At 60.2% G+C, this 23,399-nt stretch carries 17 protein-coding genes; 11 read left to right on the forward strand and 6 right to left on the reverse strand.

Translation table 11 applies throughout. The features are described 5' to 3' along the window. The first annotated feature begins 32 nt into the window (after positions 1-32). The 7 genes from ACI512_RS11855 to ACI512_RS11885 all read left to right on the forward strand — a co-directional run bounded on the left by ACI512_RS11855 (position 33) and on the right by ACI512_RS11885 (position 8,374). Positions 33-470: a hypothetical protein gene (locus tag ACI512_RS11855; protein ID WP_012722843.1), complete on the forward strand. Its 438-nt coding sequence runs from the start codon at positions 33-35 to the stop codon at positions 468-470. A 481-nt stretch (positions 471-951) separates the two neighbouring features. Then, positions 952-3,099: a fatty acid oxidation complex subunit alpha FadB gene (gene fadB / locus ACI512_RS11860; RefSeq protein ID WP_405121812.1), complete on the forward strand. Its 2,148-nt coding sequence runs from the start codon at positions 952-954 to the stop codon at positions 3,097-3,099. Positions 3,100-3,128: 29 nt separating this feature from the next. Next, the gene (gene fadA, locus ACI512_RS11865; protein WP_012722845.1) at positions 3,129-4,304 is read left to right on the forward strand and encodes an acetyl-CoA C-acyltransferase FadA; all 1,176 of its coding nucleotides are present in this window, start codon (positions 3,129-3,131) and stop codon (positions 4,302-4,304) included. A gap of 97 nt (positions 4,305-4,401) precedes the next feature. Beyond that, a complete protein-coding gene (locus ACI512_RS11870; RefSeq protein WP_010212074.1) occupies positions 4,402-4,638 on the forward strand; it encodes a DUF1653 domain-containing protein in 237 nt (78 codons plus the stop codon). 114 nt (positions 4,639-4,752) lie between these two features. Further along, positions 4,753-7,374 carry a type I DNA topoisomerase gene (topA, locus tag ACI512_RS11875; protein ID WP_236379426.1) on the forward strand — a complete coding sequence of 874 codons (2,622 nt, stop codon included), beginning with the start codon at positions 4,753-4,755 and terminating at the stop codon, positions 7,372-7,374. Between the two features lie 126 nt (positions 7,375-7,500). Next, the gene (locus tag ACI512_RS11880) at positions 7,501-8,022 is read left to right on the forward strand and encodes a DUF6586 family protein (protein WP_012722847.1); all 522 of its coding nucleotides are present in this window, start codon (positions 7,501-7,503) and stop codon (positions 8,020-8,022) included. Positions 8,023-8,140: 118 nt separating this feature from the next. Next, positions 8,141-8,374, forward strand: coding sequence for a hypothetical protein (locus tag ACI512_RS11885; RefSeq protein WP_010212068.1), 234 nt, complete (start codon positions 8,141-8,143; stop codon positions 8,372-8,374). A 353-nt stretch (positions 8,375-8,727) separates the two neighbouring features. On the opposite strand, the gene sulA is transcribed toward ACI512_RS11885, so the two are convergent. Together sulA and lexA are read right to left on the reverse strand one after the other, a co-directional pair. Next, positions 8,728-9,201, reverse strand: a complete 474-nt coding sequence (sulA, locus tag ACI512_RS11890) for an SOS-induced cell division inhibitor SulA (RefSeq protein ID WP_405121813.1) — start codon at positions 9,199-9,201, stop codon at positions 8,728-8,730. 10 nt (positions 9,202-9,211) lie between these two features. Continuing rightward, entirely contained in the window at positions 9,212-9,820 is a 609-nt protein-coding gene (lexA, locus tag ACI512_RS11895) for a transcriptional repressor LexA (RefSeq protein ID WP_003172575.1), read from the reverse strand. 263 nt (positions 9,821-10,083) lie between these two features. Here lexA and ACI512_RS11900 point away from each other — a divergent pair, with 263 nt between their 5' ends. Beyond that, positions 10,084-10,791 (forward strand): TetR family transcriptional regulator, encoded by a 708-nt coding sequence (locus ACI512_RS11900; protein WP_405121814.1) that lies wholly within the window; start codon positions 10,084-10,086, stop codon positions 10,789-10,791. A 136-nt stretch (positions 10,792-10,927) separates the two neighbouring features. After that, the gene (gene nagZ / locus ACI512_RS11905) at positions 10,928-11,938 is read left to right on the forward strand and encodes a beta-N-acetylhexosaminidase (RefSeq protein ID WP_405121815.1); all 1,011 of its coding nucleotides are present in this window, start codon (positions 10,928-10,930) and stop codon (positions 11,936-11,938) included. A 112-nt stretch (positions 11,939-12,050) separates the two neighbouring features. Here nagZ and ACI512_RS11910 read toward each other — a convergent pair whose 3' ends face one another. Genes ACI512_RS11910 through mfd form a run of 3 tightly spaced genes read right to left on the reverse strand, consistent with a single transcriptional unit; the run spans position 12,051 to position 18,781 of the window. Then, a complete protein-coding gene (locus ACI512_RS11910) occupies positions 12,051-14,744 on the reverse strand; it encodes a DEAD/DEAH box helicase (protein WP_405121816.1) in 2,694 nt (897 codons plus the stop codon). A 9-nt stretch (positions 14,745-14,753) separates the two neighbouring features. Further along, positions 14,754-15,320, reverse strand: a complete 567-nt coding sequence (locus ACI512_RS11915) for a CsiV family protein (protein WP_064052300.1) — start codon at positions 15,318-15,320, stop codon at positions 14,754-14,756. A gap of 11 nt (positions 15,321-15,331) precedes the next feature. Next, positions 15,332-18,781 (reverse strand): transcription-repair coupling factor, encoded by a 3,450-nt coding sequence (gene mfd, locus ACI512_RS11920; RefSeq protein WP_236379421.1) that lies wholly within the window; start codon positions 18,779-18,781, stop codon positions 15,332-15,334. A 340-nt stretch (positions 18,782-19,121) separates the two neighbouring features. Between mfd and ACI512_RS11925 the strand changes: the two genes are divergently transcribed. Continuing rightward, positions 19,122-20,585, forward strand: a complete 1,464-nt coding sequence (locus ACI512_RS11925) for a glyceraldehyde-3-phosphate dehydrogenase (protein ID WP_012722855.1) — start codon at positions 19,122-19,124, stop codon at positions 20,583-20,585. A gap of 605 nt (positions 20,586-21,190) precedes the next feature. Here the strand turns inward: ACI512_RS11925 and ACI512_RS11930 are convergent. Beyond that, positions 21,191-21,724 carry a chalcone isomerase family protein gene (locus ACI512_RS11930; protein ID WP_231808296.1) on the reverse strand — a complete coding sequence of 178 codons (534 nt, stop codon included), beginning with the start codon at positions 21,722-21,724 and terminating at the stop codon, positions 21,191-21,193. Positions 21,725-21,984: 260 nt separating this feature from the next. On the opposite strand from ACI512_RS11930, the gene sthA reads away from it, so the two are divergent. Beyond that, positions 21,985-23,379, forward strand: coding sequence for a Si-specific NAD(P)(+) transhydrogenase (sthA, locus tag ACI512_RS11935; RefSeq protein WP_012722857.1), 1,395 nt, complete (start codon positions 21,985-21,987; stop codon positions 23,377-23,379). Positions 23,380-23,399 lie beyond the last annotated feature (20 nt).

Below are 23,399 nucleotides of genomic sequence, written 5' to 3' on the forward strand. Positions count from 1 at the left end.
ATCCGCTCATCTAGAAATTCGGGAGTACACATATGACGGTCTGGATAGTGGTGTCAATCCTTGTGGTGGTTCTGAGCCCTCTGGCATGGCTGCGCCCGTCGCGCCATCAGAGCGGGCGCATGGCCCTGCGCATGGAAGCGCGCCGCATCGGCCTAGCCATGCAGCTGGCCCCTCAGGAGTGGCCGCACTGGCTCAAGCAGGAGCCGCCGAGCCCGTGCGCGCAGTACTGCCGGCCACGGCGTGGCAGCACCCCGGCGATCTGGAGTTACTGGCAATTGGAACCAGGGGTGTGGGTCAATCAGTGGCGCGAAGTGTGCGTCGATGAGAAGTTGTTGCCGCATTTTGCAACGCTGCCGGCCAACGTCTACAAAGTCGAGGCTGACAAGCAAATGATCGCCTTGTACTGGGGCGAGAAGGGCGAGGCCAGTGTGTTGAACGATATCGATGCGTTGCTCAAGGCGCTCGCTTAACGGCCACGCAATAAAAAGCCCGACATCATCATCGGGCTGGAGTTGGCCAGGCAGGCCGGTAAATCGAGGGTTCCCGCGTCGGATGTTCATCCAGGCGCGTTACGGTTGTCGCTAGCCTAGCGGTAGATCCCGTTCTGTACAGCCTTTTTACTCATATTTTCTGTTATTGATTTCGTGAATATTTGAATATTGACGGAGCGAGTGCTTGCCGTTGGGGTTCTGAAATGACTGGAAAGTCGTGTTTTTCCTAGCCTTTCGAGCGATTGACAATTGCCCGGAATTGGATGAAGGTGGCGTACCCAAATCAAACGGGCGTATGAATTGAGCGTTTGTCTGTCAGACGACTCATACAGAATCCCGACTATCGCATTGGCGGGTGTGCCTGGCGGAATGGCATGAGCATTGACGCAACTGTCAGTGTCCAACCAGAGGCCAGCGTCCAATGTGTACTGTTCAGCTTCCATATCGTGGAGATCAGTTGATGATTTACGAAGGTAAAGCCATCACGGTTAAGGCTCTTGAAAGTGGCATCGTCGAACTGAAATTCGACCTCAAGGGTGAGTCCGTCAACAAGTTCAACCGTCTAACCCTGAACGAACTGCGTCAGGCCGTAGACACCATCAAGGCTGATGCATCGATCAAAGGCGTGATCGTCTCCAGCGGCAAGGACGTGTTCATCGTCGGCGCTGACATCACCGAATTCGTCGACAACTTCAAGCTGCCCGATGCCGAGCTGGTGGCTGGCAACCTCGAAGCCAACAAGATTTTCAGCGATTTCGAAGACCTCAACGTACCGACCGTCGCCGCGATCAACGGCATCGCGTTGGGCGGCGGCCTGGAAATGTGCCTGGCGGCAGACTTCCGCGTCATGTCGGCCACGGCCAAGATCGGCCTGCCTGAAGTCAAGTTGGGCATCTACCCAGGGTTTGGCGGCACCGTGCGCCTGCCGCGCCTGATCGGTGCCGACAACGCCATCGAGTGGATCGCCGCCGGCAAGGAAAACCGTGCCGAAGACGCGCTGAAAGTCGGTGCCGTCGATGCTGTGGTTGCCCCGGACAAACTCGCCGAAGCCGCACTGAACCTGATCAAAGGCGCCATCAGCGGCGAATTTGACTACAAGGCCAAGCGTCAGCCGAAGCTGGAAAAACTCAAGCTCAACGCCATCGAACAAATGATGTCGTTCGAAACCGCCAAGGGTTTCGTGGCTGGCCAGGCCGGGCCGAACTACCCGGCGCCGGTTGAAGCGATCAAGACCATCCAGAAAGCCGCGAACTTCGGTCGCGACAAAGCCCTGGAAGTGGAAGCGGCAGGTTTCGTCAAACTGGCGAAAACCTCGGCGGCCCAGAGCCTGATCGGCCTGTTCCTGAACGATCAGGAGCTGAAGAAAAAGGCCAAGGCCTACGACGAGATCGCCCGCGACGTGAAACAGGCTGCTGTACTCGGCGCCGGTATCATGGGCGGCGGTATCGCCTATCAGTCGGCGTCCAAGGGCACGCCGATCATGATGAAAGACATCAACGAGCACGGTATCGAGCAAGGCCTGGCAGAAGCCGCCAAGCTGCTGGTGGGTCGTGTGGATAAAGGTCGCATGACCGCAGCGAAGATGGCTGAAGTGCTTAACGGCATTCGTCCTACGCTGTCCTACGGTGATTTCGGGCATGTCGACCTGGTGGTCGAAGCCGTAGTCGAGAACCCGAAGGTCAAGCAGGCCGTGCTGGCCGAAGTCGAAGCCCAGGTCAAAGACGACACTATCCTGGCCTCCAACACCTCGACCATTTCCATCTCGCTGCTGGCCAAGGCCCTCAAGCGTCCGGAAAACTTCGTCGGCATGCACTTCTTCAACCCGGTGCACATGATGCCGCTGGTCGAAGTGATCCGTGGCGAGAAGTCCAGCGAGCTGGCCGTGGCCACCACCGTTGCCTACGCCAAGAAAATGGGCAAGAACCCGATCGTGGTCAATGACTGCCCGGGCTTCCTGGTCAACCGCGTGCTGTTCCCGTACTTCGGCGGCTTCGCCAAGCTGGTCAGCGCCGGTGTGGACTTCGTGCGCATCGACAAGGTCATGGAAAAATTCGGCTGGCCGATGGGCCCGGCGTACCTGATGGACGTGGTCGGCATCGACACCGGCCACCACGGCCGCGATGTGATGGCTGAAGGCTTCCCGGACCGCATGAAAGACGACCGCCGTTCGGCGATCGACGCGCTGTACGAGGCCAAGCGCCTGGGCCAGAAGAACGGCAAGGGTTTCTACGCCTACGAGGCCGACAAGAAGGGCAAGCAGAAGAAAGTGGCCGACCCGTCGGTGCACGAAGTGCTGGCTCCGGTCATCTACGAACAGCGTGAGGTGTCCGACGAAGACATCATCAACTGGATGATGATCGCCCTGTGCCTGGAAACCGTGCGTTGCCTGGAAGACGGCATCGTCGAGACCGCCGCCGAAGCCGATATGGGCCTGGTGTACGGTATTGGTTTCCCTCCATTCCGTGGTGGTGCGCTGCGTTACATCGATTCGATCGGTGTGGCTGAGTTCGTTGCCCTGGCTGACAAATACGCTGATTTGGGCCCGCTGTACCACCCGACCGCGAAGCTGCGTGAAATGGCCAAGAATGGCCAGAGCTTCTTCGGTTAAGCGCCCAGACGACTAGAGCGAGAATATTTATGAGCTTGAATCCAAGAGACGTGGTGATTGTCGACTTCGGTCGCACACCGATGGGCCGCTCCAAGGGCGGCATGCACCGCAACACCCGTGCCGAAGACATGTCGGCACACCTGATCAGCAAGTTGCTGGAGCGCAACGTCAAGGTCGACCCGAACGAAGTCGAAGACGTGATCTGGGGCTGCGTCAACCAGACCCTGGAGCAGGGCTGGAACATCGCGCGCATGGCGTCGCTGATGACTCAGATCCCGCACACCGCCGCCGGCCAGACCGTGAGCCGCCTGTGCGGTTCGTCGATGAGCGCGCTGCACACTGCCGCCCAGGCAATCATGACCGGCAACGGTGATGTGTTCGTGGTCGGCGGTGTGGAGCACATGGGCCACGTCAGCATGATGCACGGCGTCGATCCTAACCCGCACATGTCGCTGTACGCGGCAAAAGCCTCGGGCATGATGGGCCTGACCGCGGAAATGCTCGGCAAAATGCACGGCATTACCCGTGAAGCCCAGGATGCGTTCGGCCTGCGCTCGCACCAGCTCGCCCACAAGGCGACCGTGGAAGGCAAGTTCAAGGATGAAATCATCCCGATGAACGGTTATGACGAGAACGGTTTCCTCAAACTGTTCGATTACGACGAAACCATTCGTCCGGATACCACCCTGGAAAGCCTGGCGGCTCTGAAGCCGGCGTTCAATCCAAAGGGCGGCACCGTGACCGCCGGTACTTCGTCGCAAATCACCGACGGTGCCTCGTGCATGATCGTGATGTCGGCGCAGCGTGCCCAGGACCTGGGTATCCAACCGCTGGCCGTGATCCGTTCGATGGCAGTGGCGGGTGTGGACCCGGCGATCATGGGCTATGGTCCAGTACCGGCCACACAAAAAGCCTTGAAGCGCGCGGGCCTGACCATCTCGGATATCGACTTCTTCGAGCTCAATGAAGCTTTCGCCGCACAGGCCCTGCCCGTGCTGAAAGATTTGAAAGTGCTCGACAAGATGAATGAGAAGGTTAACCTGCACGGCGGCGCGATTGCCCTGGGCCACCCATTTGGTTGCTCCGGTGCGCGTATCTCCGGCACTTTGCTTAACGTGATGAAGCAAAATGGCGGCAACCTCGGGGTAGCCACCATGTGCATTGGTCTCGGCCAAGGCATTTCCACCGTCTTCGAACGCATCTAAGCGTTGGGTTGACGGAAGCCGGGGCCCAGTGCCCCGGTTTTTGTTTTTTGGCGGTTTTGTATTTTTTTTTTAACAAATTTTGTAAGAGGGCCAGAGCATGAAAGTCGAACCAGGGCTCTACCAGCATTATAAAGGTCCGCAGTACCGCGTTTTCAGTGTGGCGCGGCACTCCGAGACCGAAGAAGAAGTGGTGTTCTACCAAGCACTGTATGGCGATTACGGCTTTTGGGTGCGCCCATTGAGCATGTTCCTGGAGACCGTCGAAGTTGACGGCGAACAGGTCCCACGCTTTGCTTTGGTGCAGGCCGAACCCAGTCTTTTTTCAGGGCAATAACGGCAGGCCGCGCAGAATACTGCGCTTGACCTCACCTTGTTGCCACTATATATAGCGTTGCCGCGTCAGGCGCCAACTGCCTTTCACTTCTCGAATTCAGGAATTTTCCGATCCATGGGCAAATCGCTGGTCATTGTGGAATCCCCGGCTAAGGCCAAGACCATCAACAAGTACTTGGGCAACGAGTACGTGGTGAAGTCGAGTATCGGCCATATCCGAGACCTGCCCACCAGCGGTTCGGCTAGCGCCAGCAAGGAGCCTGCCGCCAAGCGCGGCAAGGCCGCCGCGGGCGAAGGTCCGGTACTCACGCCTAAAGAGAAAGCGCGCAAGCAGCTGGTCTCACGCATGGGTGTGGACCCGGATCATGGCTGGAAGGCCAAGTACGAAATCCTTCCGGGCAAGGAAAAGGTCATCGAAGAGCTGCGCCGGCTCGCCAAAGATGCCGACACCATCTATCTCGCAACGGACTTGGACCGCGAAGGGGAAGCCATTGCCTGGCACCTGCGGGAAGCCATTGGCGGCGACGACAGCCGCTACAAGCGTGTGGTGTTCAACGAAATCACCAAGAAAGCCATCCAGGAAGCCTTCTCCAAGCCGGGCGAACTGGACATCGACCGTGTCAACGCACAGCAAGCGCGTCGCTTCCTCGACCGCGTCGTGGGTTACATGGTCTCGCCACTGTTGTGGGCCAAGATCGCCCGTGGCCTGTCCGCCGGCCGTGTGCAATCGGTCGCGGTAAAGCTGGTGGTGGAGCGTGAGCGCGAGATCCGTGCGTTTAACCCCGAAGAGTATTGGGAAGTCCACGCCGACCTCGGCACCGCCAAGGGCGCCAATGTGCGCTTTGAAGTGGCCCGCGAGAAAGGTGAGGCCTTCAAGCCGCTGAACGAAGCCCAGGCCATGGCTGCGCTGGAAAAGCTCAAGGCGTCCAGCTACAGCATCGTCAAGCGTGAAGACAAACCCACCAGCAGCAAGCCATCGGCACCGTTCATCACCTCCACCCTGCAACAGGCCGCGAGTAACCGCCTGGGCTTCGGGGTAAAGAAAACCATGATGATGGCCCAGCGTCTGTACGAAGCCGGCTACATCACCTATATGCGTACCGACTCCACCAACCTGTCGGTGGACGCGGTCGCGATGGCGCGTACCTACATTGAAAGCGAGTTCGGCAAGAAATACCTGCCGGAGAAGCCGAACGTCTACAGCAGCAAGGAAGGCGCACAGGAGGCTCACGAAGCGATTCGTCCTTCGGACGCCAACACCGAGCCAAGCAAGCTCAGTGGCATGGAGCGCGACGCCGAGCGCCTCTACGAGCTGATCTGGCGCCAGTTCCTGGCCTGCCAGATGCTGCCGGCGCAATACCTGTCCACCACGGTCAGTGTGGGGGCTGGGGACTTCGAGCTGCGCGCCAAGGGCCGTATCCTCAAGTTCGACGGTTACACCCGCGTGATGCCGCAAATCGCCAAGCCAGGCGATGACGATGTGCTGCCGGACATGGCCCAGGGCGATACGTTGAAGCTGATCAAGCTCGACCCGTCCCAGCACTTCACCAAGCCACCGGCGCGTTACTCGGAAGCCAGCCTGGTAAAAGAGATGGAAAAACGCGGTATCGGTCGTCCTTCGACCTACGCGGCGATCATCTCCACCATCCAGGATCGCGGCTACGTGGCGTTGCACAACCGTCGTTTCTATTCGGAAAAGATGGGCGACATCGTCACCGAGCGCCTGTCCGAGAGCTTCTCCAACCTGATGGACTACGGCTTTACCGCCGGTATGGAAGAGAACCTCGATGACGTCGCCCAGGGCGAGCGCGACTGGAAAAACGTGCTGGACGAGTTCTACGGCGACTTCAAGAAAAAGCTCGAAGTGGCAGAAAGCCCTGAGAGCGGCATGCGTGCCAACCAGCCGGTGATGACCGACATCCCGTGCCTGACCTGCGGCCGCCCGATGCAGATTCGTACGGCGTCCACCGGCGTTTTCCTCGGTTGCTCGGGCTACAGCCTGCCGCCGAAAGAGCGCTGCAAGGCCACCGTCAACCTGGTGCCGGGCGATGAAATCGCGGCTGACGATGAGGGTGAATCCGAGTCGCTGGTACTGCGTGGCAAGCACCGTTGCCCGATCTGCAGCACGGCGATGGACGCCTACCTGCTGGACGAGAAGCACAAGCTGCACATCTGCGGTAACAACCCGGATTGCAACGGCTACGAGATCGAAGAAGGCACCTACCGCATCAAGGGCTATGAAGGTCCGAGCCTGGAATGCGACAAGTGCGGCAGCGAGATGCAGCTCAAGACCGGTCGTTTCGGCAAGTTCTTCGGTTGCACCAACCCGACGTGCAAGAACACCCGCAAACTGCTGAAAAGCGGTGACGCGGCGCCGCCTAAGATGGACCCGGTGAAGATGCCCGAACTCAAGTGCGAGAAGGTCAACGACACCTACATCCTGCGTGACGGCGCTTCCGGCCTGTTCCTGGCGGCCAGCCAGTTCCCGAAAAACCGCGAGACCCGTGCGCCGTTGGTGCTGGAGATCGTGCCGCACAAGGATGAGATCGATCCGAAGTACCACTTCCTGTGTGAAGCGCCGAAGAAGGACCCGGATGGTCGTCCAGCCGTGATCCGCTACAGCCGCAAGACCAAGGAACAGTACGTGCAGACCGAAGTGGACGGTAAGCCTACTGGCTGGAAAGCGTTCTACGACGGTGGTAAGTGGAAGGTCGAGGATAAGCGCCAGGGCGCTTGATCGGTTAATCTGCCAATGACAAAGGCCGCCTGCACAGGCGGCCTTTTTTTGCCCTTGCAGTGCACTCGGCCGATCCGTGACACTGTTCAGCCAGCATCACGCTTATTCGTTGTGGAGATTGCCGTCATGGCCAACGAACTCTATACCCGTACCAACCAGAAAATTTACTTCGCGGGTTTGTCCCTGGAAGCCCTTGGCCGTGCCGAGGAAGGGAAGGAGATGAACGCGATTGCGCTGGTTCAGGCTGGGCGTGAAGCCGCGTTGTTCCACCTGTATGGTGCGTTACTGGGCTTGTGTCATGAGATCGCCGGGTTCTACCGCTTGCCCCAGGCCGGTTCGCCCCGTGCGGAAATGATCATGAATCGTGAAGTGCTGGAAAGCATGGCGATCCCTGAGCTGGCCGAGTTGGTGGAAATGGCCCAGAGCCCTGACAGCTGGGTCGCGCGTCTGCTTAAGGCCCATGCGGATATGTTTCAGCCGCCCCGTGTTCCCCATGTGCCCAAGGGCGATGTGACCCAGCCCCTGATCGTGGCGGTTGCGTTGGAAGAGGAAGAGCCCAAGCCTCTGAGCCGCGAAGAGTTGGAAGGCTGGCGTCAGGAGCTGAAAAAGATGGCGTTGCGCTTTCGTGAAGGTTTAAACGAGTGCTGAACGTTGGTCGGATTCATATGGCGCCGTTCATCAAGCCGTAAAGAAACCTCTTCAGAACCTCAACGAAGCCGGGCAGATGACTGATATAATCCCGGCCTTTCGTGGAGAACAGACTTTTATGCCGACGTCCTTTCTGGAAATTGTTGAGTTGCCCGACGGCCGAATCGAGCTGCGCCGGGCTGAGGACGAAGGTTCTCTGGTTATTCTGGATTTTTCCGAGGACGCCAAAGTGTTCCTGCAGGGCCAGCACGTGGAAGTGGCAAAAGCCATGTTGAGCGTGGGTGTGCAGATGGCAGGTCGCCTTGCAGAAGGCGAGCCGGAGAAAGAAGACGGGCCACGCGTTCTTCACTGAGGTCTGCGACGAGCGTGCAAGTTTTGGCCAGCGTGGCTGTTGTGGTGAGTGGGCTTGTGTTTGTGGGCTGGGCTGTTGTGGTGAGCTGGGCTTGTCGTGGTGAGCTGGGCTGTTGTGGTGAGCGGGCTGTTGTGGTGAGCGGGCTTGCCCCGCGCTGGGCTGCGAAGCGGCCCCAAAACCAAGCACCGCGGAATACCTGATGTACCGCATTAAATCGATTTAGGACTGCTTCGCAGTCCAGCGCGGGGCAAGCCCGCTCACCACAACAAACCTGCTCACCACAACAAACCTGCTCACTATAAGAAGCCTGCAAACCACAGTAAGCCTGCACACCCCACGCAAAGTCCGTACTTTTATCCCAATCGAATATTCAAGCTCTGAGCATCGCCCGTGCGCGCGGCGCTGATCAGCTGTTGCTTGGCCGCAGCATTCAGCGGGTTCAGCCAGCTCACCACGGTGTGGCTACGGCCCAGGCGCAAGGCTTCGCAGGTCAACTGCTGGGCGCTTTGCGCGCCGCGCGGTTGCAGCAGCAGGATGCGTTCGCGGTTGAGGCCGGCGTCCCGCAGCCAGGCCTGGGTCAGGCTGGCGGGCGGGGCGATCAGCGTCAGCCAGCGGGCGTCCTGCTCTTCGCTCAATTCGCGAAGGATCGGCGCCAACAGGCTCAGGCAGCTCCCAGCTGCACCGCGCAACGACAATTCACTGAACGCATCAGGCTCGGCGCTCCAGGGCGCCTCGATCGTTTCCTTGAGGATGGGCGCAAGGGGTTGGGCCATGAAGGCCTCGAACAGCGACAGTTGTGTGTGTTGTGGGGTGTGCACGAGCTGCATGATGCCTCCTTTAGCGGCGAATGACGCCGACGCTCAAGCCTTCGATCACCAGGTCCTGATCTTTCAGGTTCACTTCAATCGGAGCGAACTCAGGGTTCTCGGCCAACAGCCAGACCTTGCTGCCTTCACGCTTGAAGCGTTTGACGGTGACTTCGTCGCCGATACGGGCGACGACGATCTGGCCATTACGGGCTTCGCGGGTGGTGTGGACGGCCAGCAGGTCACCGTCGAAGATGCCCACGTCCTTCATGCTCATGCCATGGACCCGCAACAGGTAGTCGGCGCGAGGATGGAAGAAGGTCGGGTTGATGTTGCAGGATTCCTCGACGTGCTGCTGCGCCAGGATCGGCGCACCGGCAGCGACACGGCCGATGATCGGCAGGGTCGATTCGTCGGCCTTGGCTTCGAAGCCAGGGATGCGAATGCCGCGCGAGGCACCGGGGGTCATCTCGATGGCGCCTTTGCGCGCTAGGGCCTTGAGGTGTTCTTCGGCGGCGTTGGGGGACTTGAACCCCAGTTCCAGCGCAATTTCCGCTCGTGTCGGCGGGTAGCCGTTGTCATCGAGGCAGCGCTTGATAAAAGCCAGAATCTCAGCTTGGCGTGGCGTCAGTTTTAGCATGTTGATCGCTCTGTCTTTTTATACAGTGACTGGGATTATATACAGTGAACTGCGCTTGGCAATCATCCTTTTTGGCCACTCCGCTGGACGGTCATCGGGGATACCTCCTACAAGGCAGAGATAGCGCTGCCTACAGACCGCCAGGGATGTGATTAAATAGCGATGAAATACATGACTGCCCGGCCGGAAAGCGAACCCGCAGGCTTGACAAGACACAACCTGAAACGTATGTTTCAAACAAGTGTTTGTCAGGCGGAGTAGCCATGGCCCAGTCGGAAACCGTTGAACGCATTCTCGATGCTGCCGAGCAATTGTTCGCGGAAAAAGGATTCGCTGAAACTTCATTGCGGCTGATTACCAGCAAGGCTGGCGTCAACCTCGCGGCAGTGAATTACCATTTCGGCTCGAAAAAAGCGCTTATCCAAGCCGTGTTCTCGCGCTTCCTGGGACCGTTCTGCACCAGTCTTGACCGTGAACTCGAGCGTCGCCAGGCCAAGGCTGAGCACAAGCCCACCTTGGAAGAGCTGTTGGAAATCCTCGTTGAACAAGCCCTGGTGGTTCAGCCCCGCAGCGGCAACGACCTGTCGATCTTCATGCGCCTGTTGGGCTTGGCGTTCAGTCAAAGCCAGGGCCACCTGCGGCGTTACTTGGAAGACATGTACGGCAAGGTTTTCCGCCGCTACATGTTGCTGGTCAACGAGGCCGCCCCGCGTATTCCGCCGATCGAGCTGTTCTGGCGTGTGCACTTCATGTTGGGTGCTGCCGCGTTCAGCATGTCCGGGATCAAGGCGTTGCGGGCCATTGCCGAAACCGATTTCGGTGTGAATACCTCTATCGAGCAGGTCATGCGCCTGATGGTGCCGTTCCTTGCCGCCGGCATGCGCGCCGAAACCGGCGTGAGCGACCCGGACATGGCCGCCGCCCAGCTGCGCCCACGCAGCAAATCCGCGCCGGCCCCCGCCAAGGTTTGACCCGCCCGGGTGTGCGCAGCCGCTTGCATCCGCTAAGCTAGCGGCCCATGCCGAATTCAGCTATTTACTCGCAACCCGTTGTTCTCACTGTGCCTGGTGAGAGCAACGGGTTGTGTGCGTTCTATAAGGAAGGTTTATGACTGCTGCCCTGCAAGGTTCTTTGATGGTCGACGTTGCCGGTACCTGGCTGACGGCCGAGGATCGCCACCTGTTGCGCCAGCCTGAAGTGGGCGGCCTGATCATTTTTGCGCGCAATATCGAGCACCCACGCCAGGTGCGGGAGTTGAGCGCGGCGATTCGTGCCGTGCGCCCGGACCTGTTGCTGGCGGTTGACCAGGAAGGCGGTCGCGTACAGCGCCTGCGCCAGGGCTTTGTGCGCCTGCCGGCCATGCGTGCGCTGGCGGACAAGCCCAATGCTGAACGCCTGGCCGAGCAATGCGGCTGGATCATGGCGACTGAAGTGCTGGCCGTGGGCCTGGACCTGAGTTTCGCCCCCGTCCTGGATCTGGACTATCAACGCAGCGCCGTGGTCGGCACCCGATCCTTCGAGGGCGACCCCGAGCGCGCCGCCGTGCTCGCCGGTGCCTTTATCCGTGGGATGAACAGCGCGGGCATGGCCGCGACCGGTAAACACTTCCCGGGCCATGGTTGGGCGGAGGCCGATTCCCACGTCGCGATTCCCAATGACGAACGCAGCCTGGAGCAGATTCGCGCCAATGACTTGGTGCCTTTCGCACGCTTGAGCAAGCAACTGGCGGCGGTGATGCCCGCTCACGTGATCTATCCGCAAGTCGATGCCCAGCCAGCCGGGTTCTCGCGACGCTGGTTGCAGGAGATCTTGCGCGGCGAGTTGCAGTTCGATGGCGTGATTTTCAGTGATGACCTGTCCATGGCCGGTGCCCATGTGGTGGGCGACGCCGCCAGCCGTATCGAAGCGGCGCTGACGGCGGGTTGCGACATGGGCCTGGTGTGCAATGATCGCGCGGCTGCCGAGTTGGCGTTGACCGCCGCCCAGCGCATGAAGGTCAAACCATCGGCCCGAATCGCACGCATGCGCGGACAGGCGATTGCGTCGACGGACTACAAGCAGGATCCGCGTTGGTTGGCGGCAGTTACCGCGCTGCGTGAAGCGCAGTTGATCGGCTGAAAACCGCGGTGCGCCCATCGCAGGCAAGCCAGCTCCCACATTCGACCGCAGTTATCTTGAAGAAACGCGGTCACCTGTGCGAGCTGGCTTGCCTGCGATAGCGATCTGACAGTCAGCGCTTTTCCTGTTTGTGGGGCAACGGCGCGAACAGCGCTTCAATATCCTCGTTGCCCAGCTGCCAGTCTCCGGTAGTACGCCCATCCAGCACGCCCGCTGCCAGATCGGACTTTTCCTTCTGCAGGTGTTGGATTTTCTCCTCCACCGTGCCCCTGGCAATCATCTTGTACACGAACACCGGCTTCTCCTGCCCGATGCGATACGCACGGTCGGTGGCCTGGTTTTCCGTGGCCGGGTTCCACCATGGGTCGTAGTGGATCACCGTGTCGGCTTCCGTCAGGTTCAGGCCTACACCGCCGGCCTTCAGGCTGATCAGAAAAATCTGCAGCTTGCCGCTCTGGAAGTCCTTCACCGGCGTGCGCCGATCGCGGGTCTGGCCGGTCAACAAGGCGTAGGCAACGCCGCGCTTTCTAAGCTCGACTTCGATCAGGCTCAGCATCGAGGTGAACTGGGAAAACAGCAGGATCCGCCGGCCTTCTTCAAACAGCTCCTCGAGCATCGTCATCAAACTGTCGAGCTTGCCCGAGCTGCTGCCACGGGCGGGCAGGGTGGCGTCGTTGACCAGGCGCAGGTCACAGCACACCTGGCGCAGCTTCAGCAGCGCCTCAAGAATGATGATTTGGCTGCGTGCCACACCCTTGCGGGTGATCTCGTCACGCACTTTCTTGTCCATGGCCAGGCGCATGGTTTCGTACACGTCGCGCTGGGCCTCATTGAGGTCGACCCAGTGGATGATCTCGGTCTTGGGCGGCAACTCCGTGGCCACCTGTTCCTTGGTGCGGCGCAGCAGGAAGGGTTTTATCCGGCCGTTGAGGTGCTGCAACCTTACATCGCTGGCGCGCTTTTCGATGGGCACGCGGTAATCGCGGTTGAAGCTTTTCACGTCGCCCAGCCAGCCCGGCAGGAGGAAATGAAACAACGACCACAGCTCACCCAAGTGGTTTTCCAGTGGCGTGCCGCTGAGGCACAAGCGTTGCCGCGCATTCAACTCGCGCGCCGCCTGGGCCGCTTTGCTGGAAGGGTTCTTGATGTACTGCGCTTCATCCAGGATCAGCACATGCAGGGGCAGCGCCGCGAGCTGTTCGATGTCCTTGGGCAGCAGCGCGTAGGTGGTCAGCAGCAGGTCGTAGTCGTTCAGGTTGGCAAAATGTTTCTTACGTGTCGCGCCATACAGCGCCAGTACCTTGAGCTGTGGGGTGAAGTGCGCCGCCTCATCGAGCCAATTGGGAATCAAGCTGGTGGGCATCACCACCATGCAGGGCCGATCCAGGCGCCCGGCGATTTTTTCAGTGAGCATATGCGCCAAGGTTTGCAGGGTTTTACCCAGGCCCATGTCATCCGCAAGTATCCCGCCAACATCGAGCTGGCGCAGTGACTGCATCCAGCTCAAGCCTTCCAGCTGGTAAGGGCGCAACGTCGCGTTCAACCCTTCCGGCGCTACGCAGGTGAAATCCTTGATATCCCGCAGGCGCTGGGCGAAGTTGCGGATCTTCTCGCCACCTTCCCATTGCAGCGGCAGGTCTTCGAGCGGGTTCAAGCGAATCGCATCGGCCTTGGCCAGGCGCAGCGTGGTGGTGCCGGCTTCCTGCAAGTAGAACTCGCCGAGGGTCGCCAGCACCGGTTTCAGCCGGCCGTAAGGCAGCGCCACTTGCAGCGGGCCATGGCCGCCGTTGGGCAGGCCGGGAATGTTTACCAGGATCAGTTCTTCATCGCGACGGCGTGCGAGTTTTTCCGGGTTGAGGATCTCGGTGTGGGAGCGCATCAGGTTCAGCAGGATCGGCAGCAGGCTCAGCCGCTCGCCGTTGACGATAATGCCCAGCTCCAAGTCGAACCAATCGCGCTCCGGCCCGTCATCGACGGTGGCGTACCAGTCATCGACGGTGCTCAGGTCGAAGCCGAAGTCCTCATCGATCTGCAGCTCCCAGCCCTCGGCCCGTAAGGTGGGTGATGCGTTGAGGGTGAAGTTGAGCCAGGCGCTGTCATTGACCATCTCGAACAGCTCGCCAGCGCTTTCCGGCAAGGCTTTGCTCTGGCGTGTGGCGATCTTGAAGCCGAGCAGCCGCAGTTGTTCGCGGTACGGCTGTTCCAGCTCCGGATGCCGCTTGATCCGCAGGCTCTGGGTGTCCTGGCGCACGATGATGTCGGCGTTTTTCTGCCCGCTGACATAGTTGCCCAAGTAGTTGAACGACAGCGCCGCACGGTGCTGGATGTAGCGCTGCATCTTGCCATTGCGCGGTTCAAAGGCACTGAACTCGACACTGGCCAGCCACAAGCGCGGCACGGGCACTACATCCTCCATGACCACCTGCGGCAACGCCACGCGGTTTTCCAGTACGGCCTGGAGTTTTTCCAGCAGCTCGGCGTCCTGTGCAGCGGCCGGGTAGGCGAGGGTTTCCTGGACTTTGAGCAGCACCGCCGCGATGTGTTTGCAGTTGGTGTGCACCGGGCAGGTACAGCGGCTGTCCACCAGGATCAGCGTGCCCTTGGCTGACTCGCGCAGTGAGATGGTCTGCCGATAAACGTTGCCGCCCGAGCCTTCGCAACTGGCGACGATGGTGCTGTCGCCGCATTCGACGATGCGCACCCGGTTCTCCAAGGCATAACGGCGCCCGCGCTCCAGGCTTTGCTCTTTGAAGCGATTGGCCCATGAAGGGGCCAGGGGTTTGGTCAGCGACGACGTCAGGGGCATGGCGCTGGATCAGTCCTGGATATCGGGCGGTGGGGCGCTGGGTGGCTTGGCGGTCAACGAGGTGATCTTGATCAACAGCGCCAAGTGGCCGCCGTCCAGGTAGTTGAGCTGGTTGTTCTTGGTGCGCACGTCCTTCTGAGCGAAGTGTTCGCTGGCGATCACGCTGCCATTACTGTCGAACGTGTTGATCCAAAAGTCCGCGTCGATATCCGTGAAGCGACCCAGTTGCAGGCTCAAAACACCCTCGATAGGAAACTGACCAAACTGCTCCTGGCCGTCAGAGATTGCGACTTTGGCCGGCTGCTCCCCCAGGTTCTGTTCCCACGCCTTGTGCAACAGCACCGTGTAGGAGGAGTCGGCACGCAACTTATCGACAATGTTGGACAAGCGCGGCGGGCTCAGTTTATCGCCCAGACGCGCTGCGCCAGCATCCCAGTTTTCCGGCGCGGCGCGGCTGTTGATCACCGGCTCGGCGTTCTGGCGCACCAGGATCATTTCCACCTGGTACGGGCTGTCGGCAAACGCCGTAGGTGCCACGACTACCAACAACAGGCTCAAAATGCGGAACAGGCGCATTGGGGCGTCCTTCAAGCAGATTTCGGGATGAGGCGTTCGAACAACGCCTCCAATGTATTAAAGCGTTCTTCGGCACGTTCCATCGGTACCATGAACTTGAACAGCGTAGCCCCTTCGAACTTGTAGCGGTTGGGCTGGCCCTGGATCAGCCTGATCAGCACCAACGGGTCCACCGGCGTCTGCGCTTCGAACTCGATGCGCCCACCCTGCGGCCCGGCATCGACCTTCTTGATCCCCAATTGCTCGGCCTGCAATTTGAGCAGGGTCAGGCGTACCAGGTTCTTGGTCGGTTCCGGCAGCAGGCCGAAGCGGTCGATCATCTCCACTTGCAGGTCCTTGAGGCCTTCTTCGTCGGTGGCCGAGGCGATGCGTTTGTACAGGATCAGCCGCGCATGCACGTCCGGCAGGTAGTCTTCGGGGATCAACGCCGGCAAGCGCAGGTTGATTTCCGGACCGCCGCCCAGCGGTTGATCAAGATTCGGTTGCTCGCCCTTGCGGATCGCTTTCACCGCGCGTTCAAGCATTTCCATATACAGGGTGAAACCGACCGCCTGGATCTGCCCGCTCTGGCCGTCGCCCAGCAGTTCGCCGGCACCACGGATTTCCAGGTCGTTGGTGGCCAGCACAAAGCCGGCGCCCAGGTCCTGGGTGTTGGCGATGGCTTCCAGGCGCTTTTCCGCGTCGGAAGTGATCTGCTGGCGCGGTGGCGTGAGCAAATACGCATACGCCTGGTGGTGACTGCGCCCGACCCGGCCGCGCAACTGGTGCAGCTGCGCCAGGCCAAACTTGTCGGCGCGCTCGATGATGATGGTGTTGGCGCTCGGCACGTCGATGCCGGTCTCGATGATGGTCGAGGCGATCAGCACGTTGAAGCGCTTGTGGTAGAAGTCGCTCATCACCTGTTCGAGATCGCGCTCGCGCATTTGTCCGTGGCCGATGGCAATGCGCGCTTCCGGTACCAGTTCGGCGAGGTCCGCGGCGCACTTCTCGATGGTCTTCACGTCGTTGTGCAGGTAGTACACCTGCCCGCCGCGCAGCAGTTCTCGCAGCAGCGCTTCTTTCACCGTGCTTTTGTTTTGCTCCATCACAAAAGTGCGCACCGATAAGCGACGCGCCGGTGGCGTGGCGATGATCGACAGGTCGCGCATGCCCGACACCGCCATGTTCAGTGTGCGCGGAATCGGTGTGGCAGTGAGGGTCAGAATGTCGACCTCGCTGCGCAGGGCCTTGAGTTGTTCCTTCTGGCGCACGCCAAAACGGTGTTCTTCGTCGATGATCACCAGGCCCAGGTTCTTGATCTTCACATCGTCCGACAGCAGCTTGTGCGTGCCGATCACGATGTCGATCTTGCCTTCGGCCAAATCGGCGATGGCTGCATTCACTTCCTTGGCCGACTTGAAGCGGCTCATCACTTCCACGGTCACCGGCCAGTCGGCAAAGCGGTCGCGGAAGCTGTTGTAGTGCTGCTGGGCGAGCAGGGTGGTGGGCACCAGGATCGCCACTTGCTTGCCGCCATGCACTGCAATGAAAGCCGCGCGCATCGCCACTTCGGTCTTGCCGAAGCCGACGTCGCCGCATACCAGGCGGTCCATCGGCTTGGGCGCGAGCATGTCGGCGCGCACTGCTTCGATGGTGGTTTGCTGGTCGGGAGTTTCTTCAAAGGCGAAACCGGCGCTGAAGGTCGCGTAGTCGGCTTTCGGGTCGGCGAACGCATAACCTTCGCGCGCGGCGCGGCGTGCATAGATGTCGAGCAATTCGGCGGCGACGTCGCGCACCTGTTCGGCGGCTTTGCGCTTGGCTTTCTGCCAAGTCTCTGAGCCCAGGCGGTGCAGCGGTGCCAGGGCATCGTCGCTGCCGGTGTAACGGGCGATCAGGTGCAGGCTGGCCACCGGCACGTAGAGCTTGGCGCCCTCGGCGTATTCCATGGTGAGGAATTCGGCGGCCTGGTTATCGATCTCCAGGGTCTGCAGGCCCAGGTAGCGTCCGACGCCGTGGTCGATATGCACCACCGGCGCGCCTTCGCGCAATTCGGTGAGGTTCTTGATCACCGCGTCGTTGTTGGCGTCGGCGCGTTTTTCGCGGCGACGGCGTTGCATCACGCGCTGCCCGAACAGCGGGCTCTCGGCGATCAGCGCCAGCGCCGGGTCGTCCAGCAGCAAGCCTTCATCCAGCGGCGCGATGGTGATCGCCAAGCGTTCTTTGCTCTTGACGAAGTCCGGCCAGCTGTCGACGGTTTTCGGTCGCAGCTTCAGGCGTTCGAGCAGCTCCAGCAGCACTTCACGGCGCCCGGCGGACTCGGCGGTAAACAGCACGCGGCCAGGGAAGTCGCCGAGGAAGTTGGACAGCGCTTCCAGCGGTTGCGTGGCTTTGGCCTGGATTGCCAGGTCCGGCAGTGTGGACGCCGGGAAGCGCTCGCGGCCGCTGCCGGCGTCCACATCCTGTTGGCTGGCGACCACGCGGGGCCAGTTTTTAAGACGGGCAAAGCAGTCTTCCACCGGCAGGAACAGCTCGGCGGGCGGTAATAACGGACGGGAGGGATCGACGCGGCGTTCTTCGTAACGGTTACGCACGTCGTTCCAGAAGTTTTCCGCTGCTTGCTCGATACCCGGCAGCGAGAACACTTGGGTGTCCTGTGGCAGGTAGTCGAACAGGGTGGAGGTTTCGTCGAAGAACAGCGGCAGGTAGTACTCGATACCGGCCGGTGTAATCCCACTGCTCAAGTCCTGGAAGATCGGACAGCGACGGAAGTCGACGTCGAAGCGCTCACGGAAGCGCGCCTTGAAGCGTGTGACCGCATCTTTCTGTAATGGAAATTCCCGCGCAGGCAGCAGCTTGATCGAGTCGACTTTGTCGATGGATCGCTGGTTTTCTGGATCGAAGGTGCGCAGGGTCTCGATTTCGTCATCGAACAGGTCGATGCGGTACGGCAGTTTGCTGCCCATCGGGAACAGGTCGATCAGGGCCCCGCGCACTGCGAACTCACCGTGTTCGTACACGGTGTCGACGCAGCGGTAGCCGCTGGCTTCCAGGCGCGTGCGCATCTGCTCGACGTCGAGCTTCTGGCCAATATCCAGGACCAGGCTGCTGCCCAGCAGGAACTTGGTCGGCGCCAGGCGATGCAACGCGGTGGTGATCGGCACCACCAGCACGCCGTGGGCCAGTTCCGGCAGGCGGTACAGGCTGGCAATGCGCTGGGAAATGATGTCCTGGTGCGGCGAGAACAGGTCGTAGGGCAGGGTTTCCCAGTCGGGGAAATGCAGCACCGGCAAATCGGGGGCGAAGAAGCTCAGCTCCTGCTCCAACCGTTCGGCGCTTTGGCTGTCGGCGGTGAGCAGCAGGGTAAAGCGCTTGGCTGCGCTGGCAGCCTCGGCGATGGCCAGGCTCAGGGCGGCACCGGGCAGGTTGCCCCAGTGCTGTTTACCTGCCGCGGCAGGGAGAAGCGGTAGACGCAGAACGGGCACGGAAGGTTGAGCTCCAAGCGTTGCGACAAAGTCGGTAATTGTAACGGCCCAAGGTGCCGCCTGTCAGTTTCTGACTGAGCCTATTACGGTTTGTAGGAAATGTAGTGGCTAAGACAAACAATGGCGTGTTTTGACTCAATATGTAGTGCCGAAATGCGCGATTGTTTAGGAGGGTTACGGACAAGTTGGTCTGCGTCCCCAATGAGTGGCCTTCTGGAACCCGCGTATTTACTGGGCTGCAGCGCGGCGGTATTTTTTGGCAAGGGGTTTTTGTTGTAGGACGCGCATTGCTCCGAGGACGGTCGGGCGGCATAATGTAGCCCCTTTTTTCAGCCCCTACATGTGGAAGGTTCCCGTGACTCAGAAGCCCGACCAGTGTCTTGGTGAATGGATCGACCGTGAAGCACTCGCAGAAGCGATGATCCCGCTTATCGGTCAGCTGTACCGCAATAACAATGTGGTGAGCTCGATCTATGGCCGCAGCCTGATCAACCAGTCTGTCATCGCGATTCTCAAAGCCCACCGCTTTGCGCGTCACCGTTCCGCCGACGACAGCGAACTCTCCGTCCACGAAACATTCCCACTGCTCAAAGCCATGAGCGAGCTCAAGCTCGGCGCGGCCTCGGTAGACCTGGGCAAGCTGGCCTACAAATTCCGCAAAGAAGGCGCCGGCCGTACCGCCGAGCAGTTCGTGCGTGAAGAGATGGCCGATGTGGTTGGCCAGCAAAACGCCGCGGCCCGTAAAGGCACCGACGTTGTGCTGTACGGCTTCGGTCGTATCGGCCGCCTGCTGGCGCGCATCCTGATCGAAAAAACCGGTGGCGGCGACGGCCTGCGCCTGCGTGCCATCGTGGTGCGCAAAGGCGCCGAGAACGACCTGACCAAGCGTGCCAGCCTGCTGCGCCGCGATTCGGTACACGGCCCGTTCAACGGCACCATCGTCATCGACGAGGAAAACAACACCATTACCGCCAACGGTAACCTGATCCAGGTGATCTACGCGAAGAACCCGTCCGAGGTGGATTACACCCAGTACGGCATCAAGGACGCCTTGCTGGTGGACAACACCGGCGTATGGCGTGACGCCGAAGGCCTGGGCCAGCACTTGGCCTGCCCGGGTGTCGATCGCGTTGTCCTCACCGCGCCTGGCAAAGGCAAGCTGAAGAACATCGTTCACGGCATCAACCACGCTGAAATCACTGCTGACGACAAGATCGTGTCCGCCGCTTCCTGCACCACCAACGCCATCGTGCCGGTGCTGAAGGCAGTGAATGACAAGTTCGGCATCGTCAACGGCCACGTCGAAACCGTTCACTCGTACACCAACGACCAGAACCTGATCGACAACTTCCACAAGGGCGATCGTCGTGGCCGTAGCGCCGCGTTGAACATGGTGATCACCGAGACCGGTGCTGCCACCGCTGCTGCCAAGGCCCTGCCTGAGCTGGCCGGCAAGCTGACCGGTAACGCGATCCGTGTACCGACGCCGAACGTGTCGATGGCCATCCTCAACCTGAACCTTGAGAAAGCCGCCACCCGCGAAGAGATGAACGAGTACCTGCGCTACATGGCGCTGCACTCCGATCTGCACAAGCAAATCGACTTCGTCAATTCCCAGGAAGTGGTTTCCACCGACTTCGTTGGCTCGCGCCACGCCGGTGTGGTGGACGCGGAAGCGACCATCAGCCAAGACAACCGCGTTGTCCTGTACGTGTGGTACGACAACGAGTTCGGCTACAGCTGCCAGGTGGTTCGCGTGATGGAAGACATGGCTGGGGTCAACCCGCCTGCGTTCCCGCGATAAGCATCAGCAATAAATGAAAAAGCCCCGACTGGTTCGGGGCTTTTTTATGGCTGGGGATTTTGTGCAGGCTGGCAGGGCCTCATCGGGGGCAAGCCCCCTCCCACAGTTGATCGCATTTCAATGTGGGAGGGGGCTTGCTCCGATGGGCATAATTATCTGCACAACACTGTAGCAACCACGGTAACCACGATGCGAAGCGAGCCGCTGTTGATCTTGCTTTTGATCTCAGGCGCCCCGTCAAACACGCTGGCCGGAATTCGACAGGGATTTGGGGGGTAAACCGGCAGGGATGCCGGTTTAGCCGCCCCGCGCCATGGATGGCGCGTGGCGGCGGCCCCCCAAATACCTGTCGGATTACGGGCACACCGAGCGTGAGCGAGGTGCCGAGTGTTGGGGCAAGAGCGTTTTGCTTACTTTTGCGCTCTTCAAAAGTGAGCCGCTGTAAAAGCGGAACCCATAGTGGCCGTTACCTAAATAACGGATATGTACCCAGTCTGATCCAACATCCTGGTCGTCTGCCAAGCCGCCAGCGGGAGCAAGCTCCCTCGCCACAGGTCCAACGCCATACCCAGAATTGTGTAGATACCGATCCCCCGATGGAGCCCTCAGTCCACAAGCTTGCTGCGCAGGCTATCGGACAACCCGTTGGGCGCCAACCAGATACCCAGGTAGGCCCTTGCCAGCTCATCATCGCGACTACTGAACACCACTTGGCCATTGATCTCCAAATTCAGGCCACGGCCGGGACGAAAATCCAGGGCATATCGATCTCCGGCTTGGATATCACGAAAGCGGGTGTGTAGTTTTTCGATCTCTGGCTTCAGGCGTGCGCTGGCTTGCTGGCGCTCCAGGGTGGCCGTGGCCGCCTTGATCACATCGCTGCGGTCGATATCGCGAAAGTAATACAACACAAGGCGCAGCGTCTTTTGCTGGTCCCACGCCTGTTTCGCACTCAGGTCCGCCGGGGCATACAGCGCGGCCGCGTACACATCCGCCCAGAGGTAAGTGAGCACCGCCTGGTTTTTCAGCACCAATGCCTGGGACTGTGCCGGGAAGTCGGCTTGCTTGAGCCGATCCGCCTCATTGGCGTGTGCGGTGATCGACAACATCAGCATTAAACAGAAAACTAGATGCCGCATAATGGCCCGTCCCGAAAAGATCCGTGGCTACAGGTTAATTCATTTTCCGGCGGCGGCAGGGTTCAGGGATAATCTGCGCTGTGTAGTAAAGGCAAGACTGGCCTACGACGCGACCAAGGGTTAATGTGCGCGGCGTTGCGCCTTATATAGACTGTGCCCCGGTTCACACACTTGAGCCAAATTGTCCTTCATGACCGCTGGCCGCGGCATGATTTAGCCCGGCGTCCAACCGTACGCCTGGCCTGTTCTGAGGAGTACGCATGGCTGTCTACAACTACGACGTGGTGGTACTGGGTTCCGGCCCGGCTGGAGAAGGTGCGGCGATGAACGCCGCGAAAGCAGGGCGCAAGGTGGCGATGGTCGATAGCCGTCGCCAGGTCGGCGGTAACTGCACCCACCTGGGCACCATCCCGTCCAAGGCCTTGCGTCACTCGGTGCGCCAGATCATGCAGTTCAATACCAACCCGATGTTCCGGGCCATTGGTGAGCCGCGCTGGTTCTCGTTCCCGGACGTGCTCAAAAGCGCCGAGAAAGTCATCTCCAAGCAGGTTGCTTCGCGTACTGGCTACTACGCCCGTAACCGCGTCGACCTGTTCTTCGGCACCGGCAGCTTCGCCGACGAGCAAACCGTCGAAGTGGTCTGCGCCAACGGCGTGGTCGAGAAGCTGGTGGCCAAGCACATCATCATCGCCACCGGGTCGCGCCCGTATCGCCCGGCGGACATCGATTTCCACCACCCGCGTATCTACGATAGCGACACCATCCTGAGCCTGGGCCACACCCCGCGCAAACTGATCATCTATGGCGCCGGTGTGATCGGCTGTGAATACGCCTCGATCTTCAGCGGCCTGGGTGTGCTGGTGGAGCTGGTGGATAACCGCGACCAGTTGCTGAGCTTCCTCGACTCGGAAATTTCCCAGGCGTTGAGCTACCACTTCAGCAACAACAACATCACCGTGCGCCACAACGAAGAGTACGAGCGGGTCGAAGGCCTGGACAACGGGGTGATCCTGCACCTCAAGTCCGGCAAGAAGATCAAGGCCGACGCCTTGTTGTGGTGCAACGGCCGTACCGGCAACACCGACAAGCTGGGCATGGAAAACATCGGGGTCAAGGTCAACAGCCGTGGCCAGATCGAGGTGGACGAGAACTACCGCACCTGCGTGACCAACATCTACGGCGCCGGTGACGTGATCGGCTGGCCGAGCCTGGCCAGTGCCGCGCACGACCAGGGCCGTTCGGCCGCTGGCAGCATCGTCGACAATGGCAGCTGGCGCTACGTGAACGACGTGCCGACCGGGATCTACACCATTCCGGAGATCAGCTCGATCGGCAAGAACGAGCACGAACTGACCAAGGCCAAGGTGCCTTACGAAGTGGGCAAGGCGTTCTTCAAGAGCATGGCGCGTGCGCAGATCGCCGGCGAGCCGCAAGGCATGCTGAAGATCCTGTTCCACCGTGAAACCCTGGAAGTCCTCGGCGTGCATTGCTTCGGCTACCAAGCCTCGGAAATCGTGCACATCGGCCAGGCGATCATGAGCCAGCCGGGTGAGCAAAATACCCTCAAGTATTTTGTGAACACCACGTTCAACTACCCGACCATGGCGGAAGCCTATCGGGTCGCGGCCTACGACGGCCTCAACCGGCTTTTTTGAGCGGCTCCGGCCGGTGGCCT

It is taken from the genome of Pseudomonas petroselini, assembly GCF_045037875.1.
In the GTDB taxonomy this organism is placed as follows: Bacteria; Pseudomonadota; Gammaproteobacteria; order Pseudomonadales; family Pseudomonadaceae; genus Aquipseudomonas; species Aquipseudomonas petroselini.

Excerpts from the sequence above, each read along its gene's own strand:
- ACI512_RS11925 (WP_012722855.1), top strand. The coding sequence starts at position 19,122 with ATGTGGAAGGTTCCCGTGACTCAGAAGCCCGACCAGTGTCTTGGTGAA.
- nagZ (WP_405121815.1), top strand. The coding sequence starts at position 10,928 with ATGACTGCTGCCCTGCAAGGTTCTTTGATGGTCGACGTTGCCGGTACC.
- ACI512_RS11885 (WP_010212068.1), top strand. The coding sequence starts at position 8,141 with ATGCCGACGTCCTTTCTGGAAATTGTTGAGTTGCCCGACGGCCGAATC.
- sthA (WP_012722857.1), top strand. The coding sequence starts at position 21,985 with ATGGCTGTCTACAACTACGACGTGGTGGTACTGGGTTCCGGCCCGGCT.
- ACI512_RS11880 (WP_012722847.1), top strand. The coding sequence starts at position 7,501 with ATGGCCAACGAACTCTATACCCGTACCAACCAGAAAATTTACTTCGCG.
- ACI512_RS11915 (WP_064052300.1), bottom strand. The coding sequence starts at position 15,320 with ATGCGCCTGTTCCGCATTTTGAGCCTGTTGTTGGTAGTCGTGGCACCT.
- ACI512_RS11855 (WP_012722843.1), top strand. The coding sequence starts at position 33 with ATGACGGTCTGGATAGTGGTGTCAATCCTTGTGGTGGTTCTGAGCCCT.
- topA (WP_236379426.1), top strand. The coding sequence starts at position 4,753 with ATGGGCAAATCGCTGGTCATTGTGGAATCCCCGGCTAAGGCCAAGACC.
- fadA (WP_012722845.1), top strand. The coding sequence starts at position 3,129 with ATGAGCTTGAATCCAAGAGACGTGGTGATTGTCGACTTCGGTCGCACA.
- ACI512_RS11870 (WP_010212074.1), top strand. The coding sequence starts at position 4,402 with ATGAAAGTCGAACCAGGGCTCTACCAGCATTATAAAGGTCCGCAGTAC.
- sulA (WP_405121813.1), bottom strand. The coding sequence starts at position 9,201 with ATGCAGCTCGTGCACACCCCACAACACACACAACTGTCGCTGTTCGAG.
- ACI512_RS11900 (WP_405121814.1), top strand. The coding sequence starts at position 10,084 with ATGGCCCAGTCGGAAACCGTTGAACGCATTCTCGATGCTGCCGAGCAA.
- ACI512_RS11910 (WP_405121816.1), bottom strand. The coding sequence starts at position 14,744 with ATGCCCCTGACGTCGTCGCTGACCAAACCCCTGGCCCCTTCATGGGCC.
- lexA (WP_003172575.1), bottom strand. The coding sequence starts at position 9,820 with ATGCTAAAACTGACGCCACGCCAAGCTGAGATTCTGGCTTTTATCAAG.
- fadB (WP_405121812.1), top strand. The coding sequence starts at position 952 with ATGATTTACGAAGGTAAAGCCATCACGGTTAAGGCTCTTGAAAGTGGC.
- ACI512_RS11930 (WP_231808296.1), bottom strand. The coding sequence starts at position 21,724 with ATGCGGCATCTAGTTTTCTGTTTAATGCTGATGTTGTCGATCACCGCA.